15 protein-coding genes and 1 pseudogene are annotated in these 17,270 nt (G+C 72.0%); 13 read left to right on the top strand and 3 right to left on the bottom strand.

The window, feature by feature from the left end:
* Positions 1-3: 3 nt before the first annotated feature.
* Complete coding sequence (gene hemW, locus ACQEV8_RS14350) at positions 4-1,236, top strand: radical SAM family heme chaperone HemW (protein WP_432960148.1); 1,233 nt, start codon at positions 4-6, stop codon at positions 1,234-1,236.
* Between the two features lie 174 nt (positions 1,237-1,410).
* Here the strand turns inward: hemW and ACQEV8_RS14345 are convergent, their stop codons facing one another.
* Together ACQEV8_RS14345 and ACQEV8_RS14340 are read right to left on the bottom strand one after the other, a co-directional pair.
* Entirely contained in the window at positions 1,411-2,208 is a 798-nt protein-coding gene (locus ACQEV8_RS14345) for a DUF3097 domain-containing protein (RefSeq protein WP_432960146.1), read from the bottom strand.
* A gap of 31 nt (positions 2,209-2,239) precedes the next feature.
* Positions 2,240-2,971 (bottom strand): MBL fold metallo-hydrolase, encoded by a 732-nt coding sequence (locus ACQEV8_RS14340; protein ID WP_432960144.1) that lies wholly within the window; start codon positions 2,969-2,971, stop codon positions 2,240-2,242.
* Positions 2,972-3,141: 170 nt separating this feature from the next.
* On the opposite strand from ACQEV8_RS14340, the gene hrcA reads away from it, so the two are divergent.
* From hrcA to ACQEV8_RS14295, 9 genes and pseudogenes are all read left to right on the top strand, one after another.
* Positions 3,142-4,158 (top strand): heat-inducible transcriptional repressor HrcA, encoded by a 1,017-nt coding sequence (gene hrcA / locus ACQEV8_RS14335; RefSeq protein WP_432960142.1) that lies wholly within the window; start codon positions 3,142-3,144, stop codon positions 4,156-4,158.
* Positions 4,158-5,294 (top strand): molecular chaperone DnaJ, encoded by a 1,137-nt coding sequence (dnaJ, locus tag ACQEV8_RS14330; protein ID WP_432960140.1) that lies wholly within the window; start codon positions 4,158-4,160, stop codon positions 5,292-5,294. The genes hrcA and dnaJ overlap by 1 nt, the downstream gene beginning before the upstream one ends.
* A gap of 100 nt (positions 5,295-5,394) precedes the next feature.
* The gene (locus ACQEV8_RS14325) at positions 5,395-6,507 is read left to right on the top strand and encodes a nitronate monooxygenase (protein WP_432960138.1); all 1,113 of its coding nucleotides are present in this window, start codon (positions 5,395-5,397) and stop codon (positions 6,505-6,507) included.
* Positions 6,504-7,247, top strand: a complete 744-nt coding sequence (locus tag ACQEV8_RS14320; RefSeq protein WP_432960136.1) for a 16S rRNA (uracil(1498)-N(3))-methyltransferase — start codon at positions 6,504-6,506, stop codon at positions 7,245-7,247. The genes ACQEV8_RS14325 and ACQEV8_RS14320 overlap by 4 nt, the downstream gene beginning before the upstream one ends.
* Positions 7,248-7,369: 122 nt before the next feature.
* Positions 7,370-7,923 (top strand): annotated as a pseudogene (locus ACQEV8_RS14315) (hypothetical protein).
* Positions 7,924-7,968: 45 nt separating this feature from the next.
* A complete protein-coding gene (locus tag ACQEV8_RS14310; RefSeq protein WP_432960134.1) occupies positions 7,969-11,172 on the top strand; it encodes a S41 family peptidase in 3,204 nt (1,067 codons plus the stop codon).
* A gap of 123 nt (positions 11,173-11,295) precedes the next feature.
* Positions 11,296-11,649 carry a histidine triad nucleotide-binding protein gene (locus ACQEV8_RS14305; RefSeq protein WP_215121481.1) on the top strand — a complete coding sequence of 118 codons (354 nt, stop codon included), beginning with the start codon at positions 11,296-11,298 and terminating at the stop codon, positions 11,647-11,649.
* Between the two features lie 6 nt (positions 11,650-11,655).
* A complete protein-coding gene (locus ACQEV8_RS14300) occupies positions 11,656-12,561 on the top strand; it encodes a ribonuclease Z (RefSeq protein ID WP_432960131.1) in 906 nt (301 codons plus the stop codon).
* Positions 12,562-12,581: 20 nt separating this feature from the next.
* Positions 12,582-13,574: an adenosine deaminase gene (locus ACQEV8_RS14295; RefSeq protein WP_432960129.1), complete on the top strand. Its 993-nt coding sequence runs from the start codon at positions 12,582-12,584 to the stop codon at positions 13,572-13,574.
* A 15-nt stretch (positions 13,575-13,589) separates the two neighbouring features.
* On the opposite strand, the gene ACQEV8_RS14290 is transcribed toward ACQEV8_RS14295, so the two are convergent.
* Entirely contained in the window at positions 13,590-14,648 is a 1,059-nt protein-coding gene (locus ACQEV8_RS14290) for a heme/hemin ABC transporter substrate-binding protein (protein ID WP_432960127.1), read from the bottom strand.
* Between the two features lie 149 nt (positions 14,649-14,797).
* On the opposite strand from ACQEV8_RS14290, the gene ACQEV8_RS14285 reads away from it, so the two are divergent.
* The 3 genes from ACQEV8_RS14285 (at position 14,798) to ACQEV8_RS14275 (ending at position 17,177) form a co-directional block, all read left to right on the top strand.
* A complete protein-coding gene (locus ACQEV8_RS14285) occupies positions 14,798-15,547 on the top strand; it encodes a hypothetical protein (RefSeq protein ID WP_432960125.1) in 750 nt (249 codons plus the stop codon).
* 46 nt (positions 15,548-15,593) lie between these two features.
* Positions 15,594-16,553 (top strand): hypothetical protein, encoded by a 960-nt coding sequence (locus ACQEV8_RS14280; RefSeq protein ID WP_432960123.1) that lies wholly within the window; start codon positions 15,594-15,596, stop codon positions 16,551-16,553.
* An 84-nt stretch (positions 16,554-16,637) separates the two neighbouring features.
* Positions 16,638-17,177, top strand: a complete 540-nt coding sequence (locus ACQEV8_RS14275; RefSeq protein WP_432960121.1) for a hypothetical protein — start codon at positions 16,638-16,640, stop codon at positions 17,175-17,177.
* Positions 17,178-17,270: the final 93 nt, after the last annotated feature.

Genomic DNA, 17,270 nt, shown 5'->3' with positions numbered 1-17,270 from the left:
GGCATGCCTTCCGCACTTCCCGACGGCGAGCCCGTCCCCGACGACGGCGCGCTGCCCGCCTCCGCGCTCGCCGGGGCCGCCGGCCGTCCGCTCGGGTTCTATCTGCACGTCCCGTACTGCGCGACCCGCTGCGGCTACTGCGACTTCAACACCTACACGGCGACCGAGCTGCGCGGCAGCGGCGGTGTGCTGGCCTCCCGCGACAACTACGCCGAGACGCTGGTCGAGGAGGTCCGCCTGGCACGCAAGGTGCTGGGGGACGATCCGCGGCCCGTTCGTACGGTGTTCGTCGGCGGGGGGACGCCCACGCTGCTGGCCGCCGGTGATCTCGTACGGATGCTGGGCGCGATCCGTGACGAGTTCGGACTGGCGCCGGATGCCGAGATCACGACGGAGGCGAACCCGGAGTCGGTGGATCCGGCGTATCTGGCGGCGCTGCGGGAGGGCGGCTTCAACAGGGTCTCCTTCGGTATGCAGAGCGCGCGGCAGCATGTGCTGAAGGTGCTGGACCGTACGCATACGCCGGGACGGCCGGAGGCATGTGTGGCGGAGGCGCGGGCGGCGGGCTTCGAGCACGTCAATCTGGATCTGATCTACGGCACGCCGGGGGAGAGCGACGACGACTGGCGGGCCACGCTGAGCGCGGCGCTCGGGGCCGGGCCTGATCACGTCAGCGCGTACGCCCTGATCGTGGAGGAGGGCACGCAGCTCGCTCGTCGTATCCGCCGGGGCGAGGTCCCCATGACGGACGACGACGTTCACGCCGACCGCTATCTCATCGCCGAGGATGCGCTGTCCTCGGCGGGCTTCGAGTGGTACGAGGTGTCCAACTGGGCGACCTCGGAGGCCGGGCGGTGTCTGCACAACGAGCTGTACTGGCGGGGGGCCGACTGGTGGGGGGCCGGGCCGGGGGCGCACAGCCATGTGGGGGGCGTCCGGTGGTGGAACGTCAAGCATCCGGGGGCTTATGCGGGGGCGCTGGCGGTGGGGCGGTCGCCTGGGGCCGGGCGTGAGGTGCTGTCGGAGGAGGACCGGCGGGTCGAGCGGATTCTGCTGGAGCTGCGGCTGCGGGAGGGGGTGCCGTTGGCGTTGCTGCGGGAGGAGGGGCTTGCCGCGTCGCGCGGGGCGCTGTCGGAGGGGTTGCTTCAGGAAGGGCCGTATGAGCAGGGGCGTGCGGTGTTGACCCTGCGTGGGCGGTTGCTGGCGGATGGGGTGGTTCGGGATCTCGTGGACTGAGGTGCTCGGGGTCGGTGCTGAGGTCGGGGCGTTGCGCAGCCCGGCGTAGCGGGGTGCGGCCGCGCCCACCCGTGCCGCCCCTAGCGGCACGCATGCCCGCAGCTGGGGCGGCACGTATGCCCGCGGCTGGGGCGGCACGCATGCCCGCGGCTGGGGCGGCGCGCATGTGCGCGGCTAGGCCGTTACGAAGTCGATCAGTTCCTCGACCCTGCCCAGCAGCTCCGGCTCCAGGTCCTTGTAGGAGCGGACCCCCGAGAGGATTCGCTGCCAGGCCGCGCCCGTGTTGGGCGGCCAGCCCAGGGAGCGGCACACGCCCGTCTTCCAGTCCTGGCCGCGCGGGACCCTGGGCCAGGACTGGAAGCCCAGGGACGTCGGCTTCACCGCTTCCCAGATGTCGATGTACGGGTGGCCCACCACCAGGGCGTGCTCACTCGTCACCGACTGCGCGATGCGCCACTCCTTGGAGCCCGGCACGAGGTGGTCCACCAGGACGCCCAACCGCGCGTCCGGGCCGGGTGCGAATTCGGCCACGATCGACGGCAGGTCGTCGACGCCCTCCAGGTACTCCACGACCACGCCCTCGATGCGCAGGTCGTCGCCCCACACCCTCTCGACCAGCTCGGCGTCGTGCCGGCCCTCGACGTAGATGCGGCCGGCGCGGGCGACACGCGCGCGTGCGCCGGGGACGGCCACCGAACCGGAGGCGGTGCGCGTGGGGCGGGCGGGGCCGAACGACGGGCGGACCAGCGTCACCACCCTGCCCTCCAGCAGGAAGCCGCGCGGCTCCATCGGGAACACCCGGTGCTTGCCGAAGCGGTCCTCCAGCGTCACTGTGCCCGCCTCGCAGCGGATCACCGCGCCGCAGAAGCCACTCCCGGCCTCCTCGACCACCAGGCCCGGATCCGCCGGAACCTCGGGCACCGGCTTCGGCTTCTTCCACGGTGGGGTCAGGTCGGCGGAGTACTGGCGCATTCGAATGACGATAGGAGAAGGCGAACGGCGATCACCGCGACACGCCGAAACGCGCGGCCAGCGCGTCCCGCTGGGCCCGGACGAACGCCGCGTCCACCACCGCTCCGTGACCGGGCACGTACAGCGCGTCCTCACCGCCCAGATCCAGCAGCCGGTCCAGCGCGGCCGGCCAGTGCGACGGCACGGCGTCGGGGCCCGCCTGGGGCTCGCCGGACTCCTCGACCAGGTCGCCGCAGAACACCACCTCCGGATCGCCCGGCACCAGCACCACCAGGTCGTGCGCGGTGTGCCCCGGGCCCACGTTCGCCAGCAGCACCTGGCGGCCGCCGCCCAGGTCGAGCGTCCACTCGCCGGAGACCAGATGGCGGGGCGGGACCAGCCGGTCCGCCGACTCCCGCGCGACAGGCGCCGCCAGGCCGTTGCGCACCGCGTCCGCGCGCAGCTCCTCGCGGTCACGCACGCGGGTGAGGACCGAATCCACGCCCACCGCGCCGAACACCTCCGCCTCCGGGAAGGCCGCCGCGCCGAAAACGTGGTCGAAGTGGGGGTGGGTCAGCGCGAGATGCGTCACACGATGACCGGTGAGCGACCGCGCCTGCGAGCGCAACCGCGCGCCCTCGGCCGGGCTGGACCCCGCGTCGATCATGAGGACCGCGCCCTCACCGGCGACCAGTCCCGCCGTGCAGTCCCACACCGGAAGCCGGCACCGGCCCACCCCGGCGGCCACCCGTACCCACCCGAGCTCTTCCCAAGTCACCGTCATACGGCGACGCTAGCGGTGACACCCGTCGCGGGCACGACAGCGCACGACCAGCCTTGCCGGGGGTGCACCCCACCGCCGTACACTGGGCCGGGGAATGCTGGCACTCGCACGCGCAGAGTGCCAGGCCACGACAGGCAGGGCAGCACGGACGACATCTGGAGGTGTGCGCGATGCTCAGTGAACGCAGGCTTCAGGTGCTCCGCGCCATCGTCCAGGACTACGTCGGCACCGAGGAGCCCGTCGGCTCCAAGGCCCTCACCGAGCGGCACAGCCTCGGCGTCTCCCCGGCCACCGTCCGCAACGACATGGCGGCCCTCGAGGACGAGGGATACATCGCCCAGCCGCACACCAGTGCCGGGCGCATCCCCACCGACAAGGGCTACCGGCTGTTCGTGGACAAGCTGGCCGGCGTCAAGCCGATGACCGCGCCGGAGCGGCGCGCGATCCAGAACTTCCTCGAGGGCGCCGTAGACCTCGACGACGTCGTGGCGCGTACGGTACGGCTGCTCGCGCAGCTCACGCGCCAGGTGGCCGTCGTGCAGTACCCGTCGCTGACCCGGTCGACCGTGCGGCATGTGGAGTTGCTCTCCCTCGCGCCCGCGCGTCTGATGCTCGTGCTGATCACGGACACCGGGCGGGTCGAGCAGCGCGTGGTCGACTGCGTGGCGCCCTTCGGCGAGGCATCGCTCGCGGATCTGCGCGCACGGCTCAACAGCCGTGTCGCGAACCGCCGTTTCGCGGATGTGCCGAGTTTGGTGGAGGATCTGCCGGAGGCGTTCGAGCACGAGGACCGGGGTACGGTTTCCATGGTGCTCTCCACGCTTCTGGAGACGCTCGTCGAGGAGAACGAGGAGCGGCTGATGATCGGCGGCACCGCCAATCTCACCCGCTTCGGGCATGACTTTCCCCTGGTGATCCGGCCGGTGCTGGAGGCACTCGAGGAGCAGGTCGTGCTCCTCAAGCTGCTCGGCGAGGCGCAGGATCCGGGCGTGACCGTACGTATCGGTCATGAGAACGCCCACGAAGGACTCAACTCCACGTCCGTCGTGTCGGTCGGCTACGGTTCGGGCGGCGAGGCAGTCGCCAAGCTCGGCGTGGTCGGACCGACCCGCATGGACTACCCGGGAACGATGGGAGCGGTACGCGCAGTGGCACGGTACGTCGGACAGATCCTGGCGGAGTCGTAGTGGCCACGGACTACTACGCCGTACTCGGCGTGCGCCGCGACGCGTCGCAGGAAGAGATCAAGAAGGCCTTCCGGCGGCTCGCACGCGAGCTGCACCCGGACGTCAACCCCGATCCGAAGACCCAGGAGCGGTTCAAGGAGATCAACGCCGCTTACGAGGTGTTGTCGGACCCGCAGAAGAAGCAGGTCTACGACCTCGGCGGCGACCCGCTCTCGCAGGCCGCCGGCGGCGGCGCGGGCGGCTTCGGAGCCGGTGGCTTCGGGAACTTCTCCGACATCATGGACGCGTTCTTCGGCACGGCGTCGCAGCGCGGTCCGCGCTCGCGCACCCGCCGCGGCCAGGACGCCATGATCCGTATCGAGATCGAGCTCGACGAGGCCGCGTTCGGTACGACCAAGGACATCCAGGTCGACACGGCCATCGTCTGCAACACCTGCAGCGGCGAGGGCGCCGCGCCGGGGACGAGCGCGCAGACGTGTGACATGTGCCGCGGCCGCGGTGAGGTGTCGCAGGTCACCCGGTCGTTCCTCGGCCAGGTCATGACGTCCCGGCCCTGCCCGCAGTGCCAGGGCTTCGGGACCGTGGTGCCGACGCCGTGCCCGGAGTGCGCCGGTGACGGCCGCGTCCGCTCCCGGCGGACCCTGACCGTGAAGATCCCCGCGGGTGTCGACAACGGCACGCGCATCCAGCTCGCCGGCGAGGGCGAGGTCGGGCCCGGTGGCGGTCCCGCCGGTGATCTCTACGTCGAGATCCACGAACTCCCGCACTCCACGTTCCAGCGGCGCGGCGACGACCTGCACTGCACGGTGACGATCCCCATGACGGCCGCGTGCCTCGGCACGAAGGTGCCGCTGGAGACGCTGGACGGCATGGAGGAGGTCGACATCCGCCCGGGCACCCAGTCCGGCCAGTCGATCCCGCTGCACGGCCGGGGCATCACGCACCTGCGGGGCGGCGGACGCGGCGACCTCATCGTCCACGTCGAGGTCCAGACGCCGACCAAGCTCGACCCCGAGCAGGAGCGGCTGCTGCGCGAGCTGGCCAAGCTGCGGGGCGAGGAGCGGCCCACGGGGCAGTTCCAGCCCGGGCAACAGGGGCTGTTCTCCCGATTGAAAGACGCGTTCAACGGGCGTTGACGCGGGCTGGTGAACGGCTTCCGGAGGGCCCGTTCCTCTGGTCTATGCCACATGGCAGGCCGGTTTCGGGGTTGTTCGGAGGACGTGACAACATGCGGTCATGTCCTCCGCGCTGACCGATCTCTTCCCGCATCCGATCGTGCAGGCCCCCATGGCGGGTGGCGTCTCCGTACCGCAGCTCGCCGCCGCCGTGTGCGAGGCGGGCGGGCTCGGATTCCTCGCCGCCGGGTACAAGACCGCCGACGGGGTGTACCAGGAGATCAAGCAGCTGCGGAGCCTCACGAGCAGGCCTTTCGGCGTGAACGTCTTCATGCCCCAGCCCGAGTACCCCGGTGCAAGCACCGGCTCCACTGGAGCGGCTGGCGCCGCACTCCCTGCTGCCGCCGCCGTCGACGTCTACGCCCACCAGCTGGCCGGCGAGGCCACCTGGTACGAGGCCGAGCTCGGCGACCCCGACAGCGGTCGCGACGACGGCTACGAGACCAAGCTCGCGGTGCTGCGCGACAACCCCGTGCCGGTGGTGTCGTTCCACTTCGGCGTGCCGAGCCGTGAGGTCATCGACACCCTGCACCGCGTCGGCACCTTCGTCCTGGCCGCCGCGACCACCCCCGACGAGGCCCGGGCCGTGGAGCGGGCGGGCGCGGACGGGGTCATCGCGCAGGGCGTCGAGGCCGGCGGCCACCAGGGCACCCACCGGGACATCCCCGAGCTGGACGGTTCCGGCATCGGGCTGCTGTCGCTGGTCGCCCAGATCCGGGAATCCGTGAGCATCCCGATCGTCGCCGCCGGCGGCATCATGCGCGGCGGCCAGATCGCCGCGGTGCTCGCGGCCGGCGCGAGTGCGGCCCAGCTCGGCACCGCCTTCCTCGCCACGCACGAGTCGGGCGCGAACTCCCTGCACAAGCAGGCGCTGACCAACCCCCTGTTCGTGCGTACGGAGTTGACCCGGGCCTTCTCCGGGCGTCCGGCGCGCGGCCTCGTCAACCGCTTCCTGCGCGAGCACGGGCCGTACGCGCCGCCCGCCTACCCCGAGATCCACCACCTGACCTCGCCGCTGCGCAAGGCCGCCGCCAAGGCGGGGGACGCGCAGGGCATGGCCCTCTGGGCCGGGCAGGGTCACCGGATGGCGCGGGAGCTGCCCGCCGGGCAGCTGGTCGAGGTGCTGGCCGGTGAACTCGCCACGGCGCGCGCGGTGCTGGGCGGCGTTCGATGACCGCGCCGGTGTTCGTGGTCGAGCATCTCGACGCGGGCGGTGGCGGTGGCCGGTACGTCCTCGACGGGCCGGAAGGGAGGCACGCCGTCTCCGTGAAGCGGCTGCGGCCCGGCGAGGACATCGTCCTCACGGACGGGGCCGGCCGCTGGGCGGACTGCGTCGTACTCGACACGGAGGGCAAGGACCGGCTGATCGTCCGGCTGGACTCGGTGACCGAGGAGCCGGTGGAGCAGCCCCGGGTCACCGTCGTCCAGGCGCTGCCCAAGGGCGACCGCGGGGAACTGGCCGTCGAGACGATGACCGAGGTCGGTGTCGACGCGATCGTGCCGTGGGCGGCGGCGCGTTGCATCACGCAGTGGAAGGGCGAGCGAGGGCTGAAGGCGCTGGGCAAGTGGCGGGCGACGGCCCGGGAGGCCGGGAAGCAGTCGCGCCGGGTGCGGTTTCCTGAGGTCGCGGAGGCGGCTTCGACCAAGCAGGTCGCTGCGCTGCTGGCCGGTGCCGACTTCGCCGCCGTGCTCCACGAGAGCGGGGACGAGCCGCTGGCGACCGCCGAACTGCCGTCCTCCGGCGAGATCGTGCTGGTCGTGGGGCCCGAAGGGGGCGTGGCGCCCGAGGAGTTGGCGCAGTTCGAGGAGGCCGGGGCGAAGGCGTACCGGCTGGGGCGCAGTGTGCTGCGCACGTCGACCGCCGGTACGGCTGCCACCGCTGCACTCCTGGCCCGCACCGGCCGGTGGTCCTGAAACCGTACGGGGAGTGTGCGTCGGGACACCCACCCACTGTCCGTTGACGCCCCGACCGCTATGGGCCGTGGTGGCCGTATGCGCTCTACCGCCCCGCCCCCGTCGGTGGCAGGCTGCCTTCCATGGGGGCATCGAGGAGGATCGGGCGGGGCTCGCGCGGCCGGCGGGTCGCGGCCGTGGCGGTGTTCGCGGTGGTCGGTGTGGGTGGTGCTGTCGCCTGCGAACCCGGGGCGGGGATCAGTTCCGCGGCCGTCGCCTATACGACCGACGAAACCGTCACCAAGGAGCTCAACCGGCAGAAGGCGGGCGTGCGTTGGCTGACGTGTACCGCCTCGTACGGGGACTCCGGCAAGGGCGGGAACGCATCGCCCTCGGCGCGTGAGAAGACTGTCGTCACGGTGGACTGTGAAGGGGAGACCAAGGACGGGAAGGACATCACCGTCACCGGCAGGATCACCCACGCCGTGGACGGCGAATGCGTACGCGGGAAGATCACCGCCAAGGTCGACGGCAAGGTGTGGTTCGAGGTCGACGGGCTCGGCAACTGCGACGCCACTCCGTCGCCGGTGGGGGCGGGCCCACGAACGGGCAGCCAGGACCCACTGCCACCGTGACCGTCACACAGACCATCTGGTGCGAGCGGTATCCGGACTGCCGGCCCGTCGAGGGCAAGTGATCCGAAGTCTGTCCGCGCGGCGCCGTCCCTGCATAGGGTGATCGGGTGACTCAGTCCGCATCGCCTGCTTACCTCCGGTTCCCCCACGTGCACGGCGACCTGGTCGCCTTCACCGCCGAGGACGACGTGTGGCTCGCCCCTCTCGACGGCGGCCGGGCCTGGCGGGTCAGCGCCGAAAACGTGCCGGTGACCCACCCTCGTATCTCGCCCGACGGGACGACCGTCGCGTGGACCTCCACCCGCGACGGCGCTCCCGAGGTGCACATCGCCCCGGCCGAGGGCGGACCCGCCAAGCGGCTGACGTACTGGGGCAGTTCGAAGACCCAGGTGCGCGGATGGACGCCGGACGGTGAGGTCCTGGCCATCAGCACCCAGGGGCAGGCGAGCCTGCGCCGTACCTGGGCGCGTGCCGTTCCGCTCGACGGCGGTCCGGCCACCACCTTGCCGTACGGGCCCGTCGGCGACATCGCCTACGGGCCGAGTGTCGTCCTGCTGTCCGCGCCGATGGGGCGCGAGGCCGCCTGGTGGAAGCGGTATCGCGGGGGTACCGCCGGGAAGTTGTGGATCGACCGGGAAGGGGACGGGGAGTTCGTACGGCTGCACGCGGAGCTGGACGGGAACGTCGAGTACCCGCTGTGGGCCGGCGACCGCATCGCGTTCCTGTCCGATCACGAGGGCACCGGCGCGCTGTACTCCTCCCTCGCCGACGGGTCCGATCTGCGGCGTCACACGCCGATCGACGGGTTCTACGCCCGGCACGCCGCGACCGACGGCACCCGGGTCGTCTACTCCAGCGCCGGTGAGCTGTGGGTCCTCGATGATCTGGACGGGGCCGAGCCGCGTCGGCTGGACGTGCGGCTGGGCGGGCAGCGCGTCGATCTTCAGCCGTTTCCGCTGCAGGCCTCCCGGTCGTTCGGGTCGGCGTCCCCGGACCACACCGCGCGCGGCAGTGCCGTCTCCGTACGCGGCTCCGTCCACTGGGTCACCCACCGCGCCGGCCCCGCCCGCGCCCTCGCCGCGACGCCCGGTGTGCGGGCCCGGCAGCCACGCGCCTTCCGCGCCGACGGCGAGGAGTGGGTGGTGTGGGTGACGGACGCCGAGGGTGACGATGCCCTGGAGTTCGCGCCCGCCACCGGGCTCGCCCCGGGAGCGACGCCGCGCCGGCTCGCCGCCGGGCAGCTCGGCCGGGTGCTGGACCTCGCCATGGCGCCCGACGGCAGCCGTGCGGCCGTCGCCTCCCACGACGGGCGCCTGCTGCTCGTCGAGCGGGAGACGGGTGAGGTGCGGGAGGTGGACCGGAGCGAGGACGGTGATGTGTCGGGGCTCGTCTTCTCGCCCGACTCCGCCTGGCTGGCCTGGTCCCACCCCGGCCCGCGGCCCCTGTCCCAGCTGAAGCTCGCCAACACCACCGACCTGTCGGTCACCGAGGCGACCCCGCTGCGCTTCCAGGACTACGCGCCCGCGTTCACGGTGGACGGCAAGCACCTCGCGTTCCTGTCGACCCGCTCCTTCGACCCGGTCTACGACGAGCACGTCTTCGACCTGGCCTTCGTGGAGGGGGCCCGGCCGCATCTCATCACCCTCGCGGCGACCACACCGTCCCCGTTCGGGCCGCAGCGGCACGGCCGGTCCTTCGAGACGCCCGACCGGGAGGAGACCCCCGACAGCGAGGGCACCCCCACCACCCGCATCGACATCGAGGGCCTCGCCGACCGCATCGTGCCCTTCCCGGTCGAGGCCGCCCGCTACTCCAACCTGCGGGCCGCGAAGGACGGCGTCCTGTGGCTGCGCCACCCGGTCTCCGGAGTGCTAGGCGCGTCCCGGGCCACCCCGGACGACCCGGAGCCCAAGTCCGAGCTGGAGCGGTACGACCTCGCCCAGCAGCGCGTCGAGCATCTCGCCGTCGACGCCGATCACTTCGAGGTCAGCGGCGACGGCAAGCGGGTGCTGCTGTGGACCGACGGACGGCTGAAGGTCGTCCCCAGCGACCGGCGCGCCTCGAACGACGACGACAGCGACTCCAACATCACCGTCGACCTCGGCCGCGTACGCCAGTTCGTCGACCCGGCCGCCGAGTGGCGACAGATGTTCGACGAGAACGGCCGCATCATGCGGGACCACTTCTGGCGCCCGGACATGAGCGGCGTCGACTGGTCCGGCGTCCTCGACCGCTACCGCCCGGTCGTGGAGCGCCTCGCCACCCACGACGACCTGGTCGACCTGCTGTGGGAGGTGCAGGGCGAACTCGGCACCTCGCACGCCTACGTCACCCCGCGCGGCGGCTACGGCCGTGGCGCCCGCCAGGGCCTGCTCGGCGCGGACATCTCCCGCCACGAGGACGGCAGTTGGCGCGTCGACCGCATCCTGCCCTCGGAAACCTCCGACCCGGACGCGCGCAGCCCGCTGGCCGCACCCGGTGTCGCCGTACGCCCCGGGGACGCGATCCTCGCGATCGCGGGACAGCCGGTCGACCCCGTCGCAGGACCCGGCCCGCTGCTGATCGGCACGGCGGGCAAGCCGGTGGAGCTGACCATCTCCCCGTCCGGCGGCGGAGACCCCCGGCACGCCGTCGTCGTCCCGGTCGCGGACGAGGAGCCGCTGCGCTACCACGCCTGGGTCGCCGACCGGCGTGCCTACGTCCACGAGAAGTCCGGCGGCCGCCTCGGATACCTGCACGTCCCGGACATGCAGGCGCCCGGCTGGGCCCAGATCCACCGCGACCTGCGCGTCGAGGTCGCCCGCGAGGGCCTGGTCGTCGACGTCCGCGAGAACCGCGGCGGCCACACCTCCCAGCTCGTCATCGAGAAACTCGCCCGGCGCATCGTCGGCTGGGCCGTGCCCCGTGGCATGCGCCCCTACAGCTACCCCGAGGACGCCCCTCGCGGCCCCGTCGTCGCCGTCGCCAACGAGTTCTCCGGCTCCGACGGCGACATCGTCAACGCCGCGATCAAGGCCCTGGGCCTGGGCCCGGTGGTCGGCACCCGCACCTGGGGCGGCGTCATCGGCATCGACAGCCGCTACCGCCTCGTGGACGGCACCCTCGTCACCCAACCCAAGTACGCCTTCTGGCTGGAGGGCTACGAGTGGGGCGTGGAGAACCACGGGGTGGACCCGGACGTGGAGGTCGTGCAGCGCCCGCAGGACCACGTGGCCGGCAGAGACACCCAACTGGATGAAGCAATCCGACTGGCACTGGAGAGCCTGGAGGCCAGTCCGGCCAAGACGCCGCCTGCTGTGCCGACCCTTTGAGGGGCGCGGGGCTGTGTCGATTTGCGGCTCCGCCGCGTGGGCGCGACCAGCCCAAACGCACCCGCACAAGACGACGATACGATGCCCAAGTCCGACCACATTCGGCCAACCCTCGGAGGAGACATGGCAGGGGAGCCCCAGGAAGACTGTCTGTTCTGCAAGATCGTCGCCGGCACCATCCCGGCGACCATCGTGCGACAGACAGACACCACCGTCGCGTTCCGCGACATCAACCCCCAGGCCCCCACCCACGTCCTGATCATCCCCAAGGCGCACTACGAGAACGCCGCCGCCCTCGCCGCAGCCGACCCCGGCCTCACCGCGGACGTGATCCGCGAGGCCCAGGCCGTCGCCGACGAGGAGAAGCTCGACAGCCACCGCCTCGTCTTCAACACCGGCAGCGGCGCCGGCCAGACCGTCTGGCACGTGCACGGCCACGTGCTCGGTGGCCGCGGCCTCGAATGGCCCCCCGGGTAGTGCGCCTTGTCCGTACGTGAACTCGTGGTCCTCGGCACCGCCAGCCAGGTGCCGACCCGGCACCGCAACCACAACGGCTACCTGCTGCGCTGGGACGGCGAGGGCATCCTGTTCGACCCCGGCGAGGGCACCCAGCGTCAGATGCTGCGGGCCGGGGTCGCCGCGCACGACCTGAACCGGATCTGCGTCACGCACTTCCACGGCGATCACAGCCTCGGCCTCGCCGGTGTCATCCAGCGCATCAACCTCGACAAGGTGCCGCACGAGATCACCGCGCACTACCCGCGCTCCGGGCAGCGCTTCTTCGACCGTCTCCGGTACGCCACCGCCTACCGCGAGACCGTCGACATCACGCAGTCACCCGTCTCCGCCGACGGGCCCCTCGCCCGTACGGGCGGCTACACGCTGGACGCCCGGATGCTGTCGCACCCCGTGGAGTCGTACGGGTATCGGATCGTCGAGCCCGACGGCCGCCGGATGCTGCCCGAGCGGCTCGCCGCGCACGGCATCAAGGGCCCGGACGTCGGCCGCATCCAGCGCGAGGGCTCGCTCGGCGGGGTTCCCCTCGACGCCGTCAGTGAGGTGCGGCGCGGGCAGCGGTTCGCGTTCGTCATGGACACCCGGCTGTGCGACGGGGTGTACGCGCTCGCCGAGGGCTGCGACATGCTCGTCATCGAGTCGACCTTCCTCGACGAGGACGAGCAACTCGCCGTGGAGCACGGACATCTGACGGCAGGACAGGCGGCGCGGGTGGCCCGGGACGGTGGGGTGCGGCATCTGGTGCTGACCCACTTCAGTCAGCGGTACACCGATTCGGACGAGTTCGAGCGGCAGGCGCGGGCAGCGGGCTATGAGGGTGAGCTGACCGTGGCGCACGATCTACTGAGAGTGCCGGTTCCGAAGCGTCGGTGAATCAGCCGTACGATGAATTGATGTCCCTCCCCAAAGCCGAACTGCACCTTCACATCGAAGGCACCCTGGAACCGGAACTCGCCTTCGAGCTCGCTGCGCGCAACGGCGTCACGCTGCCGTACGCCGACACGGACGAGCTGCGCGAGGCGTACCGGTTCGAGGATCTGCAGTCCTTCCTGAACCTGTACTACGAACTCATGGCCGTCCTGCGCACCGAGCGTGACTTCGAGGACCTGGCCAACGCCTACCTCGCCCGCGCCGCCGCCCAGGGGGTGCGGCACGCCGAGATCTTCTTCGACCCGCAGGCCCATACCAGCCGGGGTCTTGAGATCGGCACGGTCGTCGAGGGGCTGTGGCGGGCGCTGGGCAGCAGTGAGGCGAACCACGGTGTCTCTACCCGGCTGATCCTGTGCTTCCTGCGCGACGAGTCCGCCGAGTCGGCCCTGGCGACCCTCGACGCGGCGAAGCCGTACCTGGACCGGATCACCGGCGTCGGACTCGACTCGGCCGAGGTCGGGCACCCGCCGGTGAAGTTCCGCGAGGTCTACGAGGCCGCCGCCGCGCTCGGGCTGCGCCGGGTCGCGCACGCCGGCGAGGAGGGGCCGCCGGAGTACATCACCGAGGCGCTGGACATCCTCGGCGTGGAGCGGGTCGACCACGGGCTGCGCTGTGTGGAGGACCCGGCGCTGGTGGAGCGACTGGTGCGGGACCGGGTGCCGCTGACGCTGTGCCCGCTGTCGAACGTCCGGCTGCGGACCGTCGACACCCTCGCCGACCACCCACTGCCCGCCATGCTGGACGCCGGGCTCATGTGCACGGTGAACTCGGACGACCCGGCCTACTTCGGCGGGTACGCCGGTGAGAACTTCGACGCCGTGCGCGCCACCCTCGGCCTGAGCGAGGAGCGGCTGCGGGAGCTCGCCCGCAACTCCTTCCTCGCCTCGTTCCTGGAGGACGACGAGGAACTGCGGGCGCGGTATCTCGCCGAGGTGGAGGCCTACGCGTTCCCGTAGGCCCGCCTGTTTCGTTCATTTCCCGTGGATGTGGTCCACCAGGATGTCGATGACCAGCGGCGTGCGCGGGCCGTAGCCGAGCAGCACGCCGTCCTCGACGTCGACGACACGGCGGTTCATGCCGGCGGGGGTCTGGGCGATGCCTGGGATCTTGACGAGGCCGTCGACGCCGTCGACCGACTCCAGGCCCTTGGACATCATCAGGATGACGTCCGGCTGAGCCTGGGCGAGGGCCTCGGTGGTGATCGGGGTGAAGGGCTTGTCCAGGCCGGCGGCGGTGCCCGCGTCCACCGCGCCCGCGGCCTCGATGAGGGAGTCGGCGCCTGAGCCCTTGCCGCCGATCAAGTAGACGGCCGCGCTGCCGCGCAGGTAGAGGAACGCGACCTTGGGCCTGCTGCCGGCGGGCACGGCGTCCCGGGCGGCGGCGAGGCCGGCGCTCATCCGCCGGTTGAGCGCCTTGCCCGCGTCGGGGACGCCGAGGGCCTCGGCGATACGGGTCGTGCGCGCGGTGACGTCGGACAGCCTCGTCGCCGGGTCGAGGACGACGACGGGGATTCCGGCGTCCCGGATCTGGTCGAGCGCCTCGTCGGGGCCGGTGTCGGTGTCGGCGAGCACCACGGTCGGCCGCAGGGACAGCACACTCTCCGCGCTCACATCGTGCGCCTTGGTGACCTGGGGGAGCTTCTTCGCCTCGGCGAAGGTGGCGGTGATGTCGCGGCCGACGACGCGGTCGCCGAGCCCCAGCGTGAACACGATCTCCGCGACGCCGCCGTTGAGCGGCAGGATGCGGGAGGCGTCCTCGACGGTGACCTTCCGCCCGTCGGACGAGTCGACGGTCACCGGCAGCTTCGGGGTGGGGGTCTTGCCCTTCAGGGGCACGATCGTGTTCTTCGCGAGCTGCTTCTCGGCCGCGGCGGCCCGGGCGCTCGCGGAGGCCGGCGAGGAGTCCGGGCCGCCCGAGGGCGATGAGCCGCCGTCCGAGCCGCAGGCGCCGGTCAGCAGTCCGAGGGTGAGGGCGAGTGCGGCGAAGGTGCGCCTGCGGGCGGGGGGACGGCATCTCGCTGAGTTGAGCATGGCTCTACTTTTCCTCTCTCGCGACGCACAATTGACGGCTAGTTTAGGTTAGGCTCACCTAAATAAAACCTTGGTGGGGGTGTTTCGTGCCATCGTCAACTGGCCTGCGCCACAAGGGAGTTGCCCGATATCGGGGAGCTTGGGGGATCGTGGGAGCTGTCGCGGCCCTGATCGTCCCGGCCGCCGCTCCGGCCGTTGCCGCCGGTGGTTCGGCGACCGGCCCCGAGGGGCAGAAACTCGCCGTTTCCAAGTCCTCCGGCCTGAAAACGGCAGGGGAGACGGTCACCGTCACCGGCTCCGGCTACAACACGGAGAAGGGCATCTACGTCGCCTTCTGCGTGGACAACGGCCCTGGCAGGACTCCCACTCCCTGCGTCGGCGGCGTCGACATGTCCGGCGAGTCCGGTGCTTCTGCCTGGATCTCCTCCGACCCGCCCTCGTACGGGGAAGGACTGGCGAAGCCGTACGGCGGCAGCGGGCACGACGGCACCTTCAGCGTGAAACTCAAGGTGCGCGCCAAGGACGCCAACACCGACTGCACGAAGACCGGCGTGACCTGTGCCGTCATCACGCGCAACGACCACACGCGCGGTGGCGACCAGAGTCAGACGGTCCGGGTGCCGGTGGCCTTCGGTAGCGGTCCGTCCGGGGGTGGCGGTGTGTCGGCCGCGCCGAGCGCGACCGCCGGGACGAGCGCGACCGGCGGGGGTGGCACGGGCGGTTCCGACGGCGGTGGCGGTGGCGGGAGCGGTGACAAGGGCTCCGGCGGCCCGCTGGCCAGTACCGGCTCCGCCGCGCTGTCGCTCGGGCTGGCCGCCGGCGGGCTGGTCGCCGCCGGAACCGGTACCTGGTTCTGGGCACGCGGGCGCCGGGCCGCCGGGCGCGCGGACGTGAGCTGACTCGACTGCCGTCCAGGCACGGCATGTCCCGGAAGGGGATACGAAGATGGCGAAAAGACCCGGCGCCGTCGCCCTGGCCGTCGGTGCCGCCCTGTGTGCGGTGCTGTCGCCGGGCGCGGCGGCCGCGCAGGACGGGGAGGCCCTCCCTCGCGAGGTGTCCGGAGGGTGTGCGAGCTGGGACGCGGACGTGCCCGGCCTCACCGGCAGAGGCATCGCGCTGGCCCCGGGCCGGCCGGCCGTACAGGGGGCGGCCGATCGGTCCTGGTTCCCGGCGACGGGAGGCGGCGCGGATTCCGGAACCGGGGCGGCGGACGTCGAGTTGGGCGGCGTCGCCCGCTTCGAACGGTCCGCCGGGCCGGACGACCCGCTCGTTCTGGGCGGCCTGCGGCTGGAGTTGACCGGCGGCGGGGACGGCGGTGCGCTGCACGTCCGTGCCGTACGTGACGGCCGCGCCCAGGAGGTGACGCTGGCCGAGTTCGCGGCGGGCGGCGCCGAACCCGCCGTCCGTGCGGGCGGGATGACCTGGACCGGCCTGCGGGCGTCCCTCACGGACGAGGGGGCGGGGCTGCTGTCCGACTGGAGCGGGGAACGGTTCGCGTCGGGGGACGCGCTGGGATTGCTGGACGTGACCGCCGGTACCGGGGCCGGGGGCGGTGCTTCCGGTGACGTACCGCCGTCGCCGACCCCCACGGCCTCGGGTGCGCCCACGCCCGAACCTCGGCGGGAGCCCTCGAGCGCCCCCGTGGCCTCCGTCGCGCACTCCTCCCTCACCGCCGGCGCAGAGCAGCGGGTCACCGGGGAAGGCTTCGCGCCCGGCGGGGTCGTGCTCGTCACTGTCGACGGCGACACCCGGTACCAGGCGGTGGCCGACGAGGGGGGCCGGGTCACCCGCGCCTTCCCGGTGTACGTCACGGCCGCCGAGGGTGGGCACGCGGTCGAGTTGTCGGCCGTGACCGGGCAACGGGGCTCCGCCGTAGCGCAGTTCACGGTCCATGCCATGAACTGACCCTTGATTATTTAGGTAAGGCTTACCTAATCTTTGCTCGCTGTCGACCAACGAGGTCGACCGACGAGAAAGGGCTCGTACCTCATGAGATCCGCCTTCTCCGCCCGTACCGCCGCCCGCGCCGGTGGGGCCGTCGCCGCCTCCGCCGCCCTCACTCTGGGCCTGGCCGGCTCGGCCTCCGCCGCCACCTCGACCCGCACGATCACCGACGGCGGCACCACGTACAACCTGTCGGTGACCGCCCCGAACACGGCCTCGGCGGCCGGTCAGGTCATCAACGTCACCGGCTCCGGCTTCAACCCGGGCCAGGGCGTCTACGTCGGTCTGTGCGTGGTCTCGGGCGCTCAGGGGGCCGCCAAGCCGACTCCCTGTCTGGGCGGCCAGGACGAGAGCGGCTCCACCGGTGCCTCGCACTGGGTGAACAACACCTTCGGCGGCATGTTCGCCAACAGCTCCAAGTTCGGCACCGGCGGCACCTTCGGCGTGAACATCTTCGTCAAGGCCACCCTCGACAACGGCCAGGTCTGCGGCGACGACGTCACCTGCGCGATCGTGACCCGCGCCGACCACTTCGACAGCGGCGACCGCAAGTACGACGTCCACGTCCCGGTCACCTTCCAGTGACGGCCGACTGACGCACCGCCAGGCCGGGCCCCCGGGCACTCCGGGGCCCGGCCCTCGGCGTCCGTACGGGCCCACCCGACCATGTGAGGAACC

Origin of the sequence: Streptomyces sp. CA-179760 (genome assembly GCF_050937045.1) — a bacterium.
Lineage (GTDB): Bacteria > Actinomycetota > Actinomycetes > Streptomycetales > Streptomycetaceae > Streptomyces.
This window is presented reverse-complemented; position numbering and strand designations above follow the sequence as displayed.

Bases quoted from the DNA above. Each gene is read 5' to 3' on its own strand.
- hemW (WP_432960148.1), top strand. From the start codon at position 4: ATGCCTTCCGCACTTCCCGACGGCGAGCCCGTCCCCGACGACGGCGCG.
- ACQEV8_RS14345 (WP_432960146.1), bottom strand. From the start codon at position 2,208: ATGCGCCAGTACTCCGCCGACCTGACCCCACCGTGGAAGAAGCCGAAG.
- ACQEV8_RS14340 (WP_432960144.1), bottom strand. From the start codon at position 2,971: ATGACGGTGACTTGGGAAGAGCTCGGGTGGGTACGGGTGGCCGCCGGG.
- hrcA (WP_432960142.1), top strand. From the start codon at position 3,142: ATGCTCAGTGAACGCAGGCTTCAGGTGCTCCGCGCCATCGTCCAGGAC.
- ACQEV8_RS14325 (WP_432960138.1), top strand. From the start codon at position 5,395: ATGTCCTCCGCGCTGACCGATCTCTTCCCGCATCCGATCGTGCAGGCC.
- ACQEV8_RS14320 (WP_432960136.1), top strand. From the start codon at position 6,504: ATGACCGCGCCGGTGTTCGTGGTCGAGCATCTCGACGCGGGCGGTGGC.
- ACQEV8_RS14305 (WP_215121481.1), top strand. From the start codon at position 11,296: ATGGCAGGGGAGCCCCAGGAAGACTGTCTGTTCTGCAAGATCGTCGCC.
- ACQEV8_RS14295 (WP_432960129.1), top strand. From the start codon at position 12,582: ATGTCCCTCCCCAAAGCCGAACTGCACCTTCACATCGAAGGCACCCTG.
- ACQEV8_RS14290 (WP_432960127.1), bottom strand. From the start codon at position 14,648: ATGCTCAACTCAGCGAGATGCCGTCCCCCCGCCCGCAGGCGCACCTTC.
- ACQEV8_RS14280 (WP_432960123.1), top strand. From the start codon at position 15,594: ATGGCGAAAAGACCCGGCGCCGTCGCCCTGGCCGTCGGTGCCGCCCTG.
- ACQEV8_RS14275 (WP_432960121.1), top strand. From the start codon at position 16,638: ATGAGATCCGCCTTCTCCGCCCGTACCGCCGCCCGCGCCGGTGGGGCC.